Here is a 15,641-nt window from a genome sequence, read left to right as displayed (position 1 = left end):
GCTCTTACATAAGCGCCCTTCAGCCCAGGAGACGGCGATGAATCAAGAGGTCATGAATCTCTTCAACCAGACGGCCCAGCCGCAGAGCTTCGATCAGATCAAAATCTCGATCGCGAGCCCTGAGAAGATTCTGTCCTGGTCCTACGGCGAAATCAAAAAGCCTGAGACCATCAACTACCGTACGTTCAAGCCCGAGCGTGACGGCCTGTTCTGCGCGCGCATCTTCGGACCCATCAAGGATTACGAGTGCTTGTGCGGCAAGTACAAGCGCATGAAGTACAAGGGCGTGATCTGCGAGAAGTGCGGCGTCGAAGTGACGCTCGCCCGCGTCCGTCGCGACCGCATGGGCCACATCTCGCTGGCGGCTCCGGTCGCGCACATCTGGTTCCTCAAGTCCCTGCCGAGCCGCATCGGTCTGCTGCTCGACATGACCCTGAAGGATCTGGAGCGCATCCTCTATTTCGAATCCTACATCGTCGTCGATGCCGGCCTGACGCCCATGAAGGACCGTCAGCTGCTGACCGAGGAAGAGTACATCCGCGCTCAGGACGAGTACGGCGAGGACAGCTTCACCGCCATGATCGGCGCGGAAGCCATCCGCCGCATCCTGCAGGAGCTCGACCTCGAAAAGACGGCTCAGGAGATCCGTGAAGAAATCGCGGTCACCACGTCCGAGCTGAAGCCCAAGAAGCTCATGAAGCGCCTCAAGATCATCGAGGCCTTCGTTCAGTCGGGCAACAAGCCGGAATGGATGATCCTGACCGAGGTTCCGGTGATCCCGCCGGATCTGCGTCCGCTCGTGCCGCTCGATGGCGGCCGTTTCGCGACGTCGGATCTGAACGACCTGTACCGCCGCGTCATCAACCGTAACAACCGCCTGAAGCGCCTCATGGAGCTGCGCGCTCCGGACATCATCGTCCGCAATGAGAAGCGCATGCTGCAGGAGGCTGTCGACGCCCTGTTCGACAACGGCCGTCGCGGCCGCGTCATCACCGGCGCCAACAAGCGTCCGCTGAAGTCGCTCGCCGACATGCTGAAGGGCAAGCAGGGCCGCTTCCGTCAGAACCTGCTCGGCAAGCGCGTCGACTATTCGGGCCGTTCGGTCATCGTGGTGGGTCCGGAGCTGAAGCTCCATCAGTGCGGCCTGCCGAAGAAGATGGCTCTCGAACTCTTCAAGCCGTTCATCTACGCCAAGCTCGACGCGCGCGGCCTGTCCGCCACCGTCAAGCAGGCGAAGAAGCTCGTCGAGAAGGAGAAGCCCGAGGTTTGGGATATCCTGGACGAGGTCATCCGCGAGCACCCGGTTCTCCTGAACCGTGCGCCCACGCTGCACCGCCTCGGCATCCAGGCCTTCGAGCCCACCCTGATCGAGGGCAAGGCGATCCAGCTGCATCCGCTCGTCTGCGCCGCGTTCAACGCGGACTTCGACGGTGACCAGATGGCCGTCCACGTGCCGCTCTCGCTCGAGGCTCAGCTTGAAGCCCGCGTGCTGATGATGTCCACCAACAACATCCTGCACCCGGCCAACGGTCAGCCGATCATCGTGCCGTCGCAGGACATCGTTCTGGGCCTCTACTATCTCTCCATCGTTTCCGAAGGTCAGCCCGGTCAGGGCAAGGCCTTTGCCGACATGGGCGAGATCGAGCATGCCCTCAACGAAAAGGTCATCACGCTCCACTCCAAGATCCGCTACCGCTGGGAAGGCTTGGATGAGGACGGCAAGCCCGTCTCGAAGATCTACGAGACCACCGCTGGTCGCGTGATGCTCTCGCGTCTCCTGCCGAAGCACCCGCTGCTGCCCTACGACGTCGTGAACAAGCTCATGACGAAGAAGGAAATCTCGGGCATGATCGATGCCGTCTACCGCCATTGCGGTCAGAAGGAATCGGTGATCTTCTGCGATCGCATCATGGGCCTGGGCTTCTACAATGCGTTCCGCGCCGGCATCTCGTTCGGCAAGGACGACATGGTGATCCCCGAGAACAAGTGGGAAATCGTCGAAGAGACCCGCGCTCTCGCGAAGGACTACGAGCAGCAGTACCAGGACGGCCTCATCACCCAGGGTGAGAAGTACAACAAGGTCGTCGACGCCTGGGCGAAGTGCTCGGACCGTCTCGCCGGTGAGATGATGAACCGCATCTCCGCGGTTCAGAAGGACGAGAATGGCCGCGATAAGCAGGTCAACTCGATCTATATGATGTCTCACTCGGGCGCTCGTGGTTCGCCGGCTCAGATGAAGCAGCTCGCCGCCATGCGCGGCCTCATGGCCAAGCCGTCGGGCGAAATCATCGAGACGCCGATCATCTCGAACTTCAAGGAAGGCCTGGACGTTCTCGAGTACTTCAACTCGACCCACGGCGCCCGTAAGGGTCTGGCCGACACCGCGCTCAAGACCGCGAACTCGGGTTACCTGACCCGCCGTCTCGTGGACGTGGCGCAGGACGCGGTCATCCGTGAGACGGATTGCGGCACCGAGCGTGGCATCAAGATGCGCGCCATCATCGACGCCGGCCAAGTGGTCGCGTCGCTGGCGTCCCGTATCCTGGGCCGTTCCACGGCCGAGGATCTGGTCGCCCAGGATGGCTCCGTGATCGTTCCGAAGGGCACGATGATCGAGGAGCATCACCTCGAGGCCATCGGCGCTGCCGGCATTCAGGAAGTGAAGATCCGTTCCGTGCTCGTCTGCGAGTCCAAGAACGGCGTCTGCGCCACTTGCTACGGTCGCGATCTGGCTCGCGGTACTCCGGTCAATCACGGCGAGGCTGTCGGCGTTATCGCCGCTCAGTCCATCGGTGAGCCGGGCACCCAGCTCACCATGCGTACCTTCCACATCGGCGGCGCTGCCCAGATCGCCGACTCGTCCTTCATCGAGTCGAGCTTCGAAGGCACCATCGGCTTCCGCAACAAGAACATTGCGAAGAACTCCGATGGCGACCTCATGGTCATGGGCCGCAACGTTGCTGTCGTGATCACCGGTTCGGACGGCACCGAGCGTGCGGTTCACCGTCTGCAATACGGCTCGCGCCTGAAGGTGGACGAGGGCGACACGATCAAGCGCGGTCAGCGCATCGCGGAGTGGGATCCCTATTCCCGCCCGATCCTGACCGAGCTCGACGGCACCATCGGCTACGAGGATCTCGTGGACGGTCAGTCGATGATCGAGTCCATGGACGAGTCCACCGGCATCGCCAAGCGCGTGGTCATCGACTGGCGTGGTTCGGCCCGTACGGCCGACCTGCGTCCGGCGGTCATCATCGAAGGCAAGGGTGGCAAGGTTGCCAAGCTCGCCCGCGGCGGTGACGCCCGCTACCTCCTGCCGGTCGATGCAATCCTCGCGGTCGATCCCGGCTCGAAGGTGAAGGCTGGTGACGTTCTGGCCCGTGTCTCGCTCGAAAGCGCCAAGACCCGCGACATCACGGGCGGTCTGCCGCGCGTGGCGGAGCTGTTCGAGGCCCGTCGTCCGAAGGATGCCGCCATCATCGCGGAAAAGTCCGGCACGATCCAGTTCGGCCGCGACTACAAGAGCAAGCGGCGCCTGACGCTGAACCCGCACGATGGTTCGGAGCCGGTGGAGTACCTGATCCCGAAGGGCAAGCACATCCACCTGCAGGACGGCGACGTGGTCGAAATCGGCGACTTCATCGTGGACGGCAACCCGGCCCCGCACGACATCCTTGCGATCAAGGGCGTCGAGGAGCTGGCAGCCTACCTCGTGAACGAGATCCAGGAGGTCTACCGTCTCCAGGGCGTGCTCATCAACGACAAGCACATCGAGGTGATCGTTCGCCAGATGCTGCAGAAGGTCGAGATCACCGAAGGTGGCGATTCCGAGTTCCTCACCGGCGAGCAGGTCGACCGCCTCGAGTTCGAGGAGGCCAACGAGCGTCTCGTGTCCGAGAAGAAGAAGCCCGCCGAAGGCGTGCCGGTTCTGCTCGGTATCACCAAGGCCTCGCTGCAAACTCGCTCCTTCATCTCGGCGGCGTCCTTCCAGGAGACCACCCGCGTCCTCACCGAGGCGGCGGTCAACGGCAAGGTCGATACCCTCGAGGGCCTCAAGGAGAACGTCATCGTCGGCAGCCTCATTCCGGCTGGTACGGGCGCAATGACGTCTCAGATCAAGGCCGTGGCGACCCACCGCGACGAGCTGATCCTTCAGCAGAAGCGCTCCGAGTCGGCCGCTCAGGTCAGCGAGCTGCCCCCGGCAGCCGAATAAGCTGGCTAGGCTTCAATGATATGGAAAGGCCGCCTCCGGGCGGCCTTTTCTTTTTCCGGACAGGGAAGGCGACCATCCGCTCAGCTGAGTTTGTGCCGCAAGGGAAAGGCTTGGCAGGCGCGATCTCGCAGGGAAGGGGGCTGCGGAGAAGTTCTGGAGCCTTGCGGAGTGGGAAAGTACCCCACATGGACCTTGGTCCTGGCGCCAAAGCCCTCAGAAGGTCGGCACCTTTACCGGTGGTTACCGAAACCTGTTGACTTTCCGCGACTCGGGCGCTAGAGAGACCGGACTTTCCGGCGGGCTGTAGGTTTTAGCCAGTCGAAGCGCCTAGCTTCGACCCGATGCGACCTAAACGCTGCCGAACTCAACCTTGACTGACAAACGTCAGATTTAGGGCACGACCGCGGTGATAATCATCGTGGTCCTCTGCAATCGCACCGCGCCAAGGGCTTTTCCAAGTCAATGGCGTGGCTTCGTTTTGTGCAGCCGAATTAGGCCCGCAGAAACGCAGGATGCGGCGTTTAACCGTTGAACTCAATGGCCACCTTGGTGGCTGGTGAAAGAGGGCACAGGATGCCAACGATCTCTCAGCTGATCCGCAAGCCGCGGACGGCGCAAAAGAGCCGGAATAAGGTTCCCGCGCTTGAAGCCTGCCCGCAGAAGCGTGGCGTGTGCACGCGCGTTTACACCACGACCCCGAAGAAGCCGAACTCGGCTCTCCGTAAGGTCGCCAAGGTTCGTCTGACCAATGGCTTCGAAGTCATCGGTTACATCCCGGGTGAAGGTCACAACCTTCAGGAGCACTCCGTGGTCATGATCCGCGGCGGCCGTGTGAAGGACCTTCCGGGTGTTCGCTATCACATCCTCCGCGGTGTGCTCGATACCCAGGGCGTCAAGAATCGTAAGCAGCGTCGTTCGAAGTACGGCGCGAAGCGGCCGAAGTAAGCCGTCAACACTCATTTTTAGGTCGGAGCTCGCTCATGTCCCGCCGCCATAGCGCCGAAAAGCGTGAGATCATCCCGGATCCGAAGTTCGGGGATGTCGTCGTCACGAAGTTCATGAATTCCATCATGTACGACGGTAAGAAGTCTGCTGCTGAAAGCATCGTGTACGGTGCATTCGACATCGTCGAAGAGCGCGCAAAGTCGAACCCGCTTGAAGTCTTCAAGCAGGCCCTCGACAACGTCGCTCCGGCGATCGAGGTTCGTTCCCGCCGCGTCGGCGGCGCGACGTACCAGGTTCCGGTCGAAGTTCGTTCGGAGCGCCGTCAGGCTCTCGCGATCCGCTGGATCATCCAGGCCGCTCGCGGCCGCAACGACAAGACCATGGTCGAGCGTCTCTCTGCTGAGCTGCTCGATGCATCGAACAACCGCGGCAATGCCGTCAAGAAGCGCGAAGACACCCACCGTATGGCGGAAGCCAACCGTGCGTTCTCGCACTACCGCTGGTAAGGTCTGAGGAGCTGAGCGATGCCCCGCACGCACGCGATTGAGGACTACCGTAACTTCGGCATCATGGCCCACATCGATGCCGGCAAGACGACGACGACTGAGCGCATCCTGTACTACACCGGTAAGTCCCACAAGATCGGTGAAGTGCACGAGGGTGCCGCCACCATGGACTGGATGGAGCAGGAGCAGGAGCGTGGCATCACGATCACGTCCGCTGCCACCACCTGCTTCTGGCGCGACAAGCGTCTGAACATCATCGACACTCCCGGCCACGTCGACTTCACCATCGAGGTGGAGCGTTCGCTGCGCGTCCTCGACGGCGCTGTCTGCGTTCTCGACGGCAACCAGGGCGTTGAGCCTCAGACTGAGACCGTGTGGCGTCAGGCTGACAAGTACGACGTTCCGCGCGTCGTGTTCGTCAACAAGATGGACAAGACCGGCGCTGACTTCTTCAAGTGCGTCGCCGACATCATCAAGCGCGTGGCCGGCAAGCCTGTCTGCCTTCAGATCCCGATCGGGGCTGAGAGCGACTTCAAGGGCATGGTCGACCTCATCAAGATGAAGGCCTATGTCTGGGAGAGCGATGCTCTCGGCGCGAAGTACGACGAAGTCGAAATCCCGGCCGACCTGAAGGATCAGGCTGTCGAATATCGCGGCAAGCTGATCGAAGCCGCCGTCGAGATGGACGACGAGGCGATGGTTGCCTATCTCGAAGGGCAGGAGCCCGATGAGGTGACCCTGCGCCGTCTGATCCGTACGGCTGTGCAGCGTCGTGCCTTCCACCCGGTTCTCTGCGGTTCGGCCTTCAAGAACAAGGGCGTTCAGCCGCTCCTCGACGCAGTCGTGGACTTCCTGCCTTCTCCGGCAGATCGTGAAGCCATCGAAGGCATCGATTTCAAGACCGAAGAGCCGACGACGCGTAAGCCTGCCGACGACGAAGGCTTCTCCATGCTCGCCTTCAAGATCATGGACGACCCCTTCGTGGGCACCATCACCTTCTGCCGCGTCTACTCGGGCAAGGTGAATGCCGGCGATACGCTGCTGAACTCGTCGCGCGACAAGAAAGAGCGCGTTGGCCGTATGCTTCTCATGCATGCGAACAACCGTGAGGACATCAAGGAAGCCTATGCCGGCGACATCGTCGCTCTCGCAGGCCTCAAGGAAGTCCGCACCGGCGACACGCTCTGCGATCCGGCCAAGGCCGTGATCCTCGAGCGCATGGAGTTCCCGGAGCCGGTGATCGAGATCGCCATCGAGCCGAAGTCGAAGGCCGACCAGGAGAAGCTTGGTCTGGCTCTCTCGAAGCTCGCTGCCGAAGACCCGTCCTTCCGCGTCTCGACCGATCAGGAATCGGGCCAGACGATCCTGAAGGGCATGGGCGAACTTCACCTCGACATTAAGGTCGACATTCTCCGTCGTACCTACAAGGTCGATGCGAATGTGGGCGCTCCCCAGGTTGCCTATCGTGAGACCGTCACGAAGAAGACCGAGGTGGACTACACCCATAAGAAGCAGACTGGTGGTACCGGTCAGTTCGCTCGTGTGAAGCTGGTCGTCCAGCCGAACGAGACGGGCGCAGGCTTCTCGTTCGAGTCGAAGATCATCGGCGGTGCTGTTCCGAAGGAATACATCCCGGGCGTCGAAAAGGGTCTTGCCTCGGTCGTGGGCGCTGGCGTCGTCGCCGGCTTCCCGGTGGTCGATCTCAAGGTCGAGCTCATCGACGGCGCCTTCCACGAAGTCGACTCGTCGGCTCTGGCGTTCGAAATCGCGTCTCGCGCTGCTCTCCGTGAAGCCCTCCAGAAGGGCGGCTCGGTTCTGCTCGAGCCGGTGATGAAGGTCGAAGTCACGACCCCTGAAGACTACACGGGCTCGGTCATCGGTGACCTGAACTCCCGTCGTGGCCAGATCCAGGGTCAGGACATGCGCGGCAACGCCGTGGTCATCAATGCGATGGTCCCGCTCGCCAACATGTTCGGCTACGTGAACACCCTGCGCGGCATGAGCCAGGGTCGTGCGAGCTACACCATGCAGTTCGACCACTACGAGCAGGTGCCGTCGAACGTGGCTGCCGAGGTTCAGGCGAAATACGCCTGAACCCACTAAACGAATATTTGGAATATCAAAGGAACGGGTGCCACGATGGCGAAGGAAAAGTTTGAACGCAATAAGCCGCACTGCAACATCGGCACGATTGGTCACGTTGACCACGGCAAGACGTCGCTGACGGCTGCGATCACGAAGGTTCTGGCGGAAGCTGGCGGTGCGACGTTCACCGCGTACGACCAGATTGACAAGGCGCCGGAAGAGAAGGCGCGCGGCATCACGATCTCGACGGCGCACGTCGAGTACGAGACCGCGAACCGCCACTATGCGCACGTGGACTGCCCCGGCCACGCCGACTACGTGAAGAACATGATCACGGGTGCGGCGCAGATGGACGGCGCGATCCTGGTGGTGTCGTCGGCTGACGGCCCGATGCCGCAGACCCGCGAGCACATCCTTCTGGCCCGTCAGGTTGGCGTGCCGGCTCTGGTGGTGTTCATGAACAAGGTCGACATGGTCGACGACGCCGAGCTGCTCGACCTGGTTGAGCTCGAGGTGCGCGAGCTTCTGTCGAAGTACGACTTCCCCGGCGACGACATTCCGATCGTCAAGGGCTCGGCGCTGTGCGCTCTGGAAGACCGTTCGCCTGAGATCGGCCGCGATGCGGTTCTCAAGCTGATGGAAGCGGTGGATGCCTACATCCCGCAGCCGGAGCGTCCGATTGACCAGCCGTTCCTGATGCCGATCGAAGACGTGTTCTCGATCTCGGGCCGCGGCACGGTGGTGACGGGTCGCGTCGAGCGCGGCATCGTGAAGGTCGGCGAGGAAGTGGAGATCGTGGGTCTGCGCGACACGCAGAAGACGACGGTCACCGGCGTCGAGATGTTCCGCAAGCTGCTCGATCAGGGCCAGGCTGGCGACAACGTGGGCGTTCTGCTTCGTGGCACGAAGCGCGAGGACGTGGAGCGCGGCCAGGTGCTGTGCAAGCCCGGCTCGATCAAGCCGCACACGAAGTTCAAGGCCGAGGCGTACATCCTGACGAAGGAAGAGGGCGGCCGTCATACGCCGTTCTTCGGCAACTACCGTCCGCAGTTCTACTTCCGCACGACCGACGTGACGGGCGTGGTGAAGCTGCCTGAGGGCACCGAGATGGTGATGCCGGGCGACAACATCACGATGGAAGTGGAGCTGATCGCTCCGATCGCCATGGAAGAGAAGCTGCGCTTCGCTATCCGTGAAGGCGGCCGTACCGTCGGCGCCGGCGTCGTCGCCGCCGTGATGGATTAATTATAGAGGATCAAAGGACAGTGGCCGGGTTTCGGCCCAGCCACTTCCCTTGTTGAATGGATAAGCCATGAACGGTCAAAACATTCGTATTCGCCTTAAGGCGTTCGACCACCGGATCCTCGACGCTTCGACACGCGAAATCGTGTCGACTGCGAAGCGGACCGGCGCCCAGGTTCGCGGGCCCATCCCGCTGCCGACGCGCATCGAGCGCTTTACGGTTCTTCGCTCGCCGCACATCGACAAGAAGTCGCGCGAGCAGTTCGAGATGCGCACTCATAAGCGTGTTCTCGATATCGTGGACCCCACCCCGCAGACGGTTGATGCTCTGATGAAGCTCGATCTTGCTGCTGGTGTGGACGTGGAAATCAAGCTCTAAGCCGTTGGGCTTGGAGCTTTCGGTAGACACGCCGAGAGGATACGCACATGCGCTCAGGCGTCATTGCACAGAAACTCGGGATGACCCGCATCTTCACGGATGCCGGTGAACATATCCCAGTCACGGTTCTGAAGGTCGACAGCTGCCAGGTTGTTGCCCACCGGACCAAAGAGAAGAACGGCTACACCGCGCTGCAGGTCGGCGTCGGTAAGGCCAAGGTAAAGAACGTTTCGAAGGCCGAGCGCGGGCGTTTCGCCGTCGCTCAGGTCGAGCCGAAGCGCAAGCTCGCGGAGTTCCGCGTTTCCGAGGATGCTGTCATCCCCGTGGGCGCCGAGATCACCGCTGATCACTTCATTGCCGGTCAGTTCGTGGACGTCACGGGCATCACCACCGGTAAGGGCTTTGCGGGCGGCATGAAGCGCTGGAACTTCGGCGGCCTTCGCGCCACGCACGGCGTGTCGGTCTCCCACCGTTCGATCGGTTCGACCGGTGGCCGTCAGGATCCGGGCAAGACGTTCAAGAACAAGAAGATGCCGGGTCACCTGGGTGTCGAGCGCGTCACCACGCAGAACCTGCGTGTCGTGTCGACCGACGTCGAGCGCGGTCTGATCCTCGTCGAAGGCGCCGTTCCTGGCGTTGCCGGCGGCTGGATCTTCGTCCGCGACGCGGTGAAGCGCAAGCTGCCGAAGGAAGTGCCGATGCCCGGCTCGTTCCGCTCGGCCAACGACGCTGCACCTGCCCCCAAGGCTGAGCAGGCCCAAGAGGAGAATGCGTGATGAAGCTTGATATCACCACGCTCGAGGGCAAGAAGTCCGGTTCGGTCGATCTGAACGAGGCCATCTTCGGTCTCGAGCCGCGCGCCGACCTGCTCGCCCGTTGCGTCCGCTGGCAGCTTGCAAAGCGCCAGGCCGGTACGCACGCTGTGAAGAACCGTTCGCTCGTCGATCGTACGAGGAAGAAGGTTTACAAGCAGAAGGGCACCGGTAGCGCCCGTCACGGCGCTGCGAGCGCTCCCCAGTTCCGGGGCGGCGGTCGTGCCTTCGGCCCGCAGGTTCGTAGCCATGCTCACGACCTGCCCAAGAAGGTCCGCGCTCTCGCTCTGAAGCACGCCCTGTCGTCCAAGGCCAAGGGTGCATCGCTCATCGTCCTCGATGATGCGACGCTCTCCGAACCCAAGACGAAGGCTCTCATCGAGCGCTTCGGCAAGCTCGGCCTCGGCAACGCCCTGATCATCGGCGGCGCAGAGATCGAGACGAACTTCCAGCGGGCTGCTCGCAACATCCCGAACATCGACGTCCTGCCGGTGCAGGGCATCAACGTCTATGACATCCTGCGCCGCGAGACACTCGTTCTCACGAAGGCAGCTGTCGATGCGCTGGAGGCGCGCTTCAAATGAGCCTGGACCCGCGCCATTACGATGTGATCGTAAGCCCGGTCATCACCGAGAAGGCGACCGCTCTTTCCGAGCAGAATAAGGTCGTGTTCAAGGTGCGCCCGGATGCGACGAAGCCGCAGATCAAGGAAGCGGTTGAGAAGCTGTTCGATGTCAAGGTGAAGAGCGTCAACACGCTCGTCACCAAGGGCAAAGTGAAGTTGTTCCGCGGCACCCGCGGCCAGCGGTCGGACGTGAAGAAGGCGGTTGTGACCCTCGAAGAGGGCCAAACCATCGACGTCACGACGGGCCTCTGATCGGTTGAGAGAGTGATCCGATGGCTTTGAAAACGTTCAAACCAATCACCCCCGGCCTGCGCCAGCTGGTGATCGTCGACCGCAGCGAGCTCTACAAGGGCAAGCCGGTCAAGAAGCTGACGGAGGGCAAGAGCTCCTCCGGCGGCCGTAATAACCTGGGTCGCATCACCGTCCGCTTCCGTGGCGGTGGTCACAAGCGCACCCTGCGCCTGGTCGACTTCAAGCGTCGTGGCCGTATGGGCGATGTGGCTGTCGTGGAGCGGATCGAGTACGATCCGAACCGCACCGCCTTCATCGCGCTCATCCGCTACGCCGACGGCGAGCAGTCCTACATCCTGGCCCCGCAGCGTCTGGCTGTCGGCGATCAGGTGTCGGCCGGCGAGCAGGTCGACATTAAGCCGGGCAACGCGATGCCGATCGGCAACATGCCGGTGGGAACGATCATCCACAATGTCGAGCTGAAGATCGGCCGCGGCGGCGCTCTTGCCCGCTCTGCCGGCACCTACGCTCAGATCGTGGGTCGTGACCAGGGCTACGTGACGGTCCGCCTGAACTCCGGCGAGCAGCGCATGGTCCATGGTCAGTGCTTCGCCACCGTTGGCGCGGTGTCGAACCCGGACCACATGAACACCTCGATCGGTAAGGCCGGCCGTAATCGCTGGCTCGGCAAGCGTCCGCATAACCGCGGCGTTTCCATGAACCCGATCGACCACCCGCACGGTGGTGGTGAAGGTCGTACCTCCGGTGGCCGCCATCCGGTGTCCCCGTGGGGCGTCCCCACCAAGGGCAAGAAAACCCGTTCGAACAAGCGGACCGACAAGTTTATCGTGTCGAGCCGTCACGCTCGTAAGAAGTAAGGATAGAGGCACGTCATGGCACGTTCGCTTTGGAAGGGTCCGTTCGTCGACGGCTACCTCCTCAAGAAGGCCGAGGCTGCCCGTTCTTCGGGCCGCAACGAGGTCATCAAGATCTGGAGCCGCCGCTCCACGATCCTCCCGCAGTTCGTGGGCCTCACGTTCGGGGTCTACAACGGTCAGAAGCACATTCCCGTCAACGTGAGCGAGGAAATGGTGGGTCACAAGTTCGGCGAGTTCTCGCCGACCCGCACTTTCCACGGCCACGCGGCGGACAAGAAGGCGAAGAGGAAGTAAGATGGGTAAGGCCGCAACTCCTCGCGCGCTGAGCGACTCCGAGGCGAAAGCCGTCGCTCGCATGCTGCGCGTCAGCCCCCAGAAGCTCAATCTCGTTGCGGGCCTTATCCGCGGCAAGAAGGTTTCTGCAGCTCTCGCTGATCTCGAGTTCTCCCGTAAGCGCATCGCTCGCGATGTGAAGAAGTGCCTCGAGAGCGCCATCGCCAACGCCGAGAACAACCACAACCTCGATGTGGACGATCTCGTCGTCAGCCAGGCATTCGTCGGCAAGGCGCTTGTCATGAAGCGCTTCCACGCCCGGGCCCGCGGTCGCGGCGCTCGTATCGAAAAGCCGTTCTCGAACCTCACGATCGTGGTTCGGGAAGTTGCCGAACAGGCATAAAGGAGAACCAGATGGGTCAGAAAGTTAACCCGATCGGTCTTCGGCTCGGCATCAACCGGACCTGGGACTCGCGCTGGTTCGCCGGCAAGGGCGAGTACGCCAAGCTGATGCATGAGGACATGGCGATCCGCGAAGCTCTGATGAAGCAGCTGAAGCAGGCCGCCGTTTCGAAGATCGTGATCGAGCGTCCGCACAAGAAGTGCCGCGTCACCATTCACTCGGGTCGTCCGGGCGTGGTGATCGGCAAGAAGGGTGCCGACATCGAGAAGCTCCGCAAGACCGTCGCCAAGATGACGGATGCGGATGTGGCGATCAACATCGTCGAAGTCCGTAAGCCGGAAGTGGACGCTACCTTGGTAGCGGACTCGATCGCTCAGCAGCTCGAGCGTCGCGTCGCTTTCCGCCGCGCCATGAAGCGCGCCGTTCAGTCGGCGATGCGTCTGGGCGCCGAGGGCATCCGTATCAACTGCTCGGGCCGTCTGGGTGGCGCGGAAATCGCCCGCCTCGAGTGGTACCGCGAGGGTCGCGTTCCGCTGCACACGCTGCGTGCGGACGTCGATTACGGCGTGTCCACCGCGTTTACGACCTATGGCACCTGCGGCATCAAGGTTTGGATCTTCAAGGGCGAAATCCTTGAGCACGACCCGATGGCCCAGGACAAGCGGATGAACGACGAAGGAGGCCGCTCTGGTGGCCGCCGCGAGAACGCGGCGTAACGGAGAGGTCAGGAGAGGTTCGCCATGTTGCAACCGAAGAAAACCAAGTTCCGTAAGCAATTCAAGGGCCGTATTTCCGGCACTGCGAAGGGTGGTACGGACCTCAACTTCGGCCAGTTCGGCCTGAAGGCGATGGAACCCGAGCGTATCAACGCTCGTCAGATCGAGGCGGCTCGCCGCGCCATCACCCGCGCCATGAAGCGCGCGGGTCGGGTGTGGATCCGCATCTTCCCGGACGTGCCGGTGTCGACCAAGCCGACCGAAGTACGTATGGGTAAGGGTAAGGGCGCTCCCGAATATTGGGCAGCCAAGGTTAAGCCTGGCCGCATCATGTTCGAGATCGACGGCGTGGACGAGGAGATCGCCCGTGAGGCGCTTCGTCTCGGCGCTGCCAAGCTCCCGATCAAGACGCGCTTCATCCAGCGTATTGCCGAGTAAGGAGAGAGAATCATGAAGACCAAGCAGAGATTCTCCGACCTCAAGGCAATGTCCGCTGACCAGCTGTCGGACGAGCTGCTGAACCTGAAGAAGGAGCAGTTCAACCTCCGCTTCCAGCGCGCCACCGGCCAGCTCGAGAACACCGGACGCGTCCGTGAGGTCCGCAGGGATGTCGCCCGCGTCAAGACACTGCAGCGCCAGAAGGCCGCTGCGGCTAAGGCTTAAGAGGAAATCAAGATGCCGAAGCGCGTTTTGCAGGGCGTCGTTGTCAGCGATAAGCAGGACAAGACGGTCGTCGTGAAGGTGGAGCGTCGTTTCACGCACCCGGTTCTGAAAAAGACCGTGCGTAAGACGAAGAACTACCACGCTCATGATGAGAACAACCAAGCTAAGGTGGGCGATACGGTCTTCATCGAAGAGACCAAGCCGCTCTCCAAACTCAAGACCTGGGTGCTCGTCGACCAAGCGAAGGCCTAAAAAGGCTTTCTTTTGGGGTTGTCCGATAGGGGCGGTTCGTGTATACGACCGCCTCTCTCGACATTTGAAGGGCAGGGGGCATCAGACCCCCGTCAGGCGTAGTCCGGGGGGCAATAGTGCCTTTTGCCCGGAAACCTGTCTGAAACAAAGGAAAGGATCAAAGCCATGATCCAGATGCAGACGAATCTTGACGTCGCCGATAACTCCGGCGCCCGTCGCGTGATGTGCATCAAGGTTCTCGGCGGTTCGAAGCGTAAGTACGCTTCCGTGGGCGATATCATCGTCGTATCCGTGAAAGAGGCTATTCCGCGCGGTCGCGTGAAGAAGGGCGACGTCATGAAGGCGGTCGTCGTTCGCACTGCGAAGGACATCCGTCGCGCTGACGGCTCGGTCATTCGTTTCGACCGCAATGCCGCCGTTCTGATCAACAATCAGAAAGAGCCGGTCGGCACCCGTATCTTCGGCCCCGTTCCGCGTGAACTGCGTGCCAAGAACCACATGAAAATCATTTCGCTTGCGCCGGAGGTGCTCTAATGGCCGCGAAGATCAAGAAGGGCGACAAGGTCGTCGTCCTGACCGGTCGCGACAAGGGCAAGACCGGTGAAGTCGTACAGGTGCTCCCGAAGGAAGAGCGCGCGGTTGTCCGTGGCGTGAACCTCGTGAAGCGCCATCAGCGCCAGACGGCGACCCAGGAAAGCGGCATCATCTCGAAAGAGGCCTCGATCCAGCTGTCGAACCTGGCCTATGCGGACCCGAAGGACGGCAAGCCGACCCGGGTTGGTTTCAAAGTTCTCGAAGACGGCCGCAAGGTCCGCTTCGCCAAGCGTTCGGGAGACCTGATCGATGGCTAAGGCTGACATCTATACGCCGCGCCTGAAGAAGCACTACGAAGAAGTGGTGCGTCCCGCGCTCATCAAGGAATTCGGCTACAAGAACCCCATGGAAGTGCCGACGATCGAGAAGATCGTCCTCAACATGGGCGTTGGCGAGTCGACCGCCGATTCGAAGAAGGCTACCGTCGCCGCTGCGGACCTCGCGCTCATCGCAGGTCAGAAGCCGGTGATCACGAAGGCCCGCAAGGCTATCTCGCAGTTCAAGGTCCGCGAGAACATGCCGATCGGCGCAAAGGTTACGCTCCGCAAGGTGCGTATGTACGAGTTCCTCGATCGTCTCGTCACCATCGCGCTTCCCCGCGTCCGCGACTTCCGGGGCCTGAACCCCAAGTCGTTCGACGGTCGTGGCAACTACGCAATGGGCATCAAGGAGCACCTGGTGTTCCCTGAGATCAACTACGACAAGGTAGAGCAGGTTTGGGGTATGGACGTTGTCATCACGACGACGGCCAAGACCGATGACGAAGCCCGCGCCCTGCTGCGTCACTTCAACTTCCCGTTCCGGCAGTGAGGATAGCTGTCCTC

General features: G+C 61.7%; 19 protein-coding genes. All 19 read left to right on the top strand.

Annotated elements, in window-relative coordinates; translation table 11 throughout:
- The first annotated feature begins 37 nt into the window (after positions 1-37).
- The 19 genes from rpoC to rplE all read left to right on the top strand — a co-directional run bounded on the left by rpoC (position 38) and on the right by rplE (position 15,627).
- The gene (gene rpoC / locus MHY87_RS00250; RefSeq protein ID WP_239348381.1) at positions 38-4,213 is read left to right on the top strand and encodes a DNA-directed RNA polymerase subunit beta'; all 4,176 of its coding nucleotides are present in this window, start codon (positions 38-40) and stop codon (positions 4,211-4,213) included.
- 573 nt (positions 4,214-4,786) lie between these two features.
- Positions 4,787-5,158 (top strand): 30S ribosomal protein S12, encoded by a 372-nt coding sequence (gene rpsL, locus MHY87_RS00245; protein ID WP_009764294.1) that lies wholly within the window; start codon positions 4,787-4,789, stop codon positions 5,156-5,158.
- Positions 5,159-5,193: 35 nt separating this feature from the next.
- Positions 5,194-5,664, top strand: coding sequence for a 30S ribosomal protein S7 (gene rpsG, locus MHY87_RS00240; RefSeq protein WP_239348380.1), 471 nt, complete (start codon positions 5,194-5,196; stop codon positions 5,662-5,664).
- Positions 5,665-5,682: 18 nt separating this feature from the next.
- Complete coding sequence (gene fusA, locus MHY87_RS00235; RefSeq protein ID WP_239348379.1) at positions 5,683-7,758, top strand: elongation factor G; 2,076 nt, start codon at positions 5,683-5,685, stop codon at positions 7,756-7,758.
- 45 nt (positions 7,759-7,803) lie between these two features.
- The gene (gene tuf, locus MHY87_RS00230; RefSeq protein WP_239348378.1) at positions 7,804-8,994 is read left to right on the top strand and encodes an elongation factor Tu; all 1,191 of its coding nucleotides are present in this window, start codon (positions 7,804-7,806) and stop codon (positions 8,992-8,994) included.
- Positions 8,995-9,061: 67 nt separating this feature from the next.
- A complete protein-coding gene (rpsJ, locus tag MHY87_RS00225) occupies positions 9,062-9,370 on the top strand; it encodes a 30S ribosomal protein S10 (protein WP_009764298.1) in 309 nt (102 codons plus the stop codon).
- Positions 9,371-9,417: 47 nt separating this feature from the next.
- Positions 9,418-10,146: a 50S ribosomal protein L3 gene (gene rplC, locus MHY87_RS00220; RefSeq protein WP_239348377.1), complete on the top strand. Its 729-nt coding sequence runs from the start codon at positions 9,418-9,420 to the stop codon at positions 10,144-10,146.
- On the top strand, positions 10,146-10,766 hold the full coding sequence (gene rplD / locus MHY87_RS00215; RefSeq protein ID WP_239348376.1) for a 50S ribosomal protein L4: 621 nt from the start codon (positions 10,146-10,148) through the stop codon (positions 10,764-10,766). The genes rplC and rplD overlap by 1 nt, the downstream gene beginning before the upstream one ends.
- Positions 10,763-11,059 (top strand): 50S ribosomal protein L23, encoded by a 297-nt coding sequence (locus tag MHY87_RS00210; protein ID WP_047186989.1) that lies wholly within the window; start codon positions 10,763-10,765, stop codon positions 11,057-11,059. Before rplD ends, MHY87_RS00210 begins: the two co-directional genes overlap by 4 nt.
- Positions 11,060-11,079: 20 nt before the next feature.
- Complete coding sequence (rplB, locus tag MHY87_RS00205; RefSeq protein WP_239348375.1) at positions 11,080-11,916, top strand: 50S ribosomal protein L2; 837 nt, start codon at positions 11,080-11,082, stop codon at positions 11,914-11,916.
- Positions 11,917-11,931: 15 nt separating this feature from the next.
- Positions 11,932-12,210, top strand: coding sequence for a 30S ribosomal protein S19 (rpsS, locus tag MHY87_RS00200; RefSeq protein WP_036352963.1), 279 nt, complete (start codon positions 11,932-11,934; stop codon positions 12,208-12,210).
- Position 12,211: 1 nt separating this feature from the next.
- A complete protein-coding gene (gene rplV / locus MHY87_RS00195; RefSeq protein ID WP_239348374.1) occupies positions 12,212-12,592 on the top strand; it encodes a 50S ribosomal protein L22 in 381 nt (126 codons plus the stop codon).
- Between the two features lie 11 nt (positions 12,593-12,603).
- Positions 12,604-13,308: a 30S ribosomal protein S3 gene (gene rpsC, locus MHY87_RS00190; RefSeq protein ID WP_239348373.1), complete on the top strand. Its 705-nt coding sequence runs from the start codon at positions 12,604-12,606 to the stop codon at positions 13,306-13,308.
- A 24-nt stretch (positions 13,309-13,332) separates the two neighbouring features.
- Entirely contained in the window at positions 13,333-13,746 is a 414-nt protein-coding gene (gene rplP, locus MHY87_RS00185) for a 50S ribosomal protein L16 (RefSeq protein ID WP_239348372.1), read from the top strand.
- Positions 13,747-13,758: 12 nt separating this feature from the next.
- The gene (rpmC, locus tag MHY87_RS00180) at positions 13,759-13,971 is read left to right on the top strand and encodes a 50S ribosomal protein L29 (protein WP_190846515.1); all 213 of its coding nucleotides are present in this window, start codon (positions 13,759-13,761) and stop codon (positions 13,969-13,971) included.
- A 12-nt stretch (positions 13,972-13,983) separates the two neighbouring features.
- The gene (gene rpsQ, locus MHY87_RS00175) at positions 13,984-14,223 is read left to right on the top strand and encodes a 30S ribosomal protein S17 (protein WP_091136359.1); all 240 of its coding nucleotides are present in this window, start codon (positions 13,984-13,986) and stop codon (positions 14,221-14,223) included.
- A 165-nt stretch (positions 14,224-14,388) separates the two neighbouring features.
- Entirely contained in the window at positions 14,389-14,757 is a 369-nt protein-coding gene (gene rplN / locus MHY87_RS00170) for a 50S ribosomal protein L14 (RefSeq protein ID WP_009764309.1), read from the top strand.
- Positions 14,757-15,074 carry a 50S ribosomal protein L24 gene (rplX, locus tag MHY87_RS00165; protein WP_239348371.1) on the top strand — a complete coding sequence of 106 codons (318 nt, stop codon included), beginning with the start codon at positions 14,757-14,759 and terminating at the stop codon, positions 15,072-15,074. The genes rplN and rplX overlap by 1 nt, the downstream gene beginning before the upstream one ends.
- Positions 15,067-15,627, top strand: coding sequence for a 50S ribosomal protein L5 (rplE, locus tag MHY87_RS00160; RefSeq protein WP_239348370.1), 561 nt, complete (start codon positions 15,067-15,069; stop codon positions 15,625-15,627). The genes rplX and rplE overlap by 8 nt, the downstream gene beginning before the upstream one ends.
- Positions 15,628-15,641: the final 14 nt, after the last annotated feature.

Origin of the sequence: Microvirga sp. ACRRW (assembly GCF_022346925.1) — a bacterium.
In the GTDB taxonomy this organism is placed as follows: domain Bacteria; phylum Pseudomonadota; class Alphaproteobacteria; order Rhizobiales; family Beijerinckiaceae; genus Microvirga.
Note: the sequence above shows the minus strand (reverse complement) of the source record. Positions and strands in the feature narration are given on the sequence as shown.

Bases quoted from the DNA above. Each gene is read 5' to 3' on its own strand.
- rpoC (WP_239348381.1), top strand. From the start codon at position 38: ATGAATCAAGAGGTCATGAATCTCTTCAACCAGACGGCCCAGCCGCAG.
- rpsL (WP_009764294.1), top strand. From the start codon at position 4,787: ATGCCAACGATCTCTCAGCTGATCCGCAAGCCGCGGACGGCGCAAAAG.
- rpsG (WP_239348380.1), top strand. From the start codon at position 5,194: ATGTCCCGCCGCCATAGCGCCGAAAAGCGTGAGATCATCCCGGATCCG.
- fusA (WP_239348379.1), top strand. From the start codon at position 5,683: ATGCCCCGCACGCACGCGATTGAGGACTACCGTAACTTCGGCATCATG.
- tuf (WP_239348378.1), top strand. From the start codon at position 7,804: ATGGCGAAGGAAAAGTTTGAACGCAATAAGCCGCACTGCAACATCGGC.
- rpsJ (WP_009764298.1), top strand. From the start codon at position 9,062: ATGAACGGTCAAAACATTCGTATTCGCCTTAAGGCGTTCGACCACCGG.
- rplC (WP_239348377.1), top strand. From the start codon at position 9,418: ATGCGCTCAGGCGTCATTGCACAGAAACTCGGGATGACCCGCATCTTC.
- rplD (WP_239348376.1), top strand. From the start codon at position 10,146: ATGAAGCTTGATATCACCACGCTCGAGGGCAAGAAGTCCGGTTCGGTC.
- MHY87_RS00210 (WP_047186989.1), top strand. From the start codon at position 10,763: ATGAGCCTGGACCCGCGCCATTACGATGTGATCGTAAGCCCGGTCATC.
- rplB (WP_239348375.1), top strand. From the start codon at position 11,080: ATGGCTTTGAAAACGTTCAAACCAATCACCCCCGGCCTGCGCCAGCTG.
- rpsS (WP_036352963.1), top strand. From the start codon at position 11,932: ATGGCACGTTCGCTTTGGAAGGGTCCGTTCGTCGACGGCTACCTCCTC.
- rplV (WP_239348374.1), top strand. From the start codon at position 12,212: ATGGGTAAGGCCGCAACTCCTCGCGCGCTGAGCGACTCCGAGGCGAAA.
- rpsC (WP_239348373.1), top strand. From the start codon at position 12,604: ATGGGTCAGAAAGTTAACCCGATCGGTCTTCGGCTCGGCATCAACCGG.
- rplP (WP_239348372.1), top strand. From the start codon at position 13,333: ATGTTGCAACCGAAGAAAACCAAGTTCCGTAAGCAATTCAAGGGCCGT.
- rpmC (WP_190846515.1), top strand. From the start codon at position 13,759: ATGAAGACCAAGCAGAGATTCTCCGACCTCAAGGCAATGTCCGCTGAC.
- rpsQ (WP_091136359.1), top strand. From the start codon at position 13,984: ATGCCGAAGCGCGTTTTGCAGGGCGTCGTTGTCAGCGATAAGCAGGAC.
- rplN (WP_009764309.1), top strand. From the start codon at position 14,389: ATGATCCAGATGCAGACGAATCTTGACGTCGCCGATAACTCCGGCGCC.
- rplX (WP_239348371.1), top strand. From the start codon at position 14,757: ATGGCCGCGAAGATCAAGAAGGGCGACAAGGTCGTCGTCCTGACCGGT.
- rplE (WP_239348370.1), top strand. From the start codon at position 15,067: ATGGCTAAGGCTGACATCTATACGCCGCGCCTGAAGAAGCACTACGAA.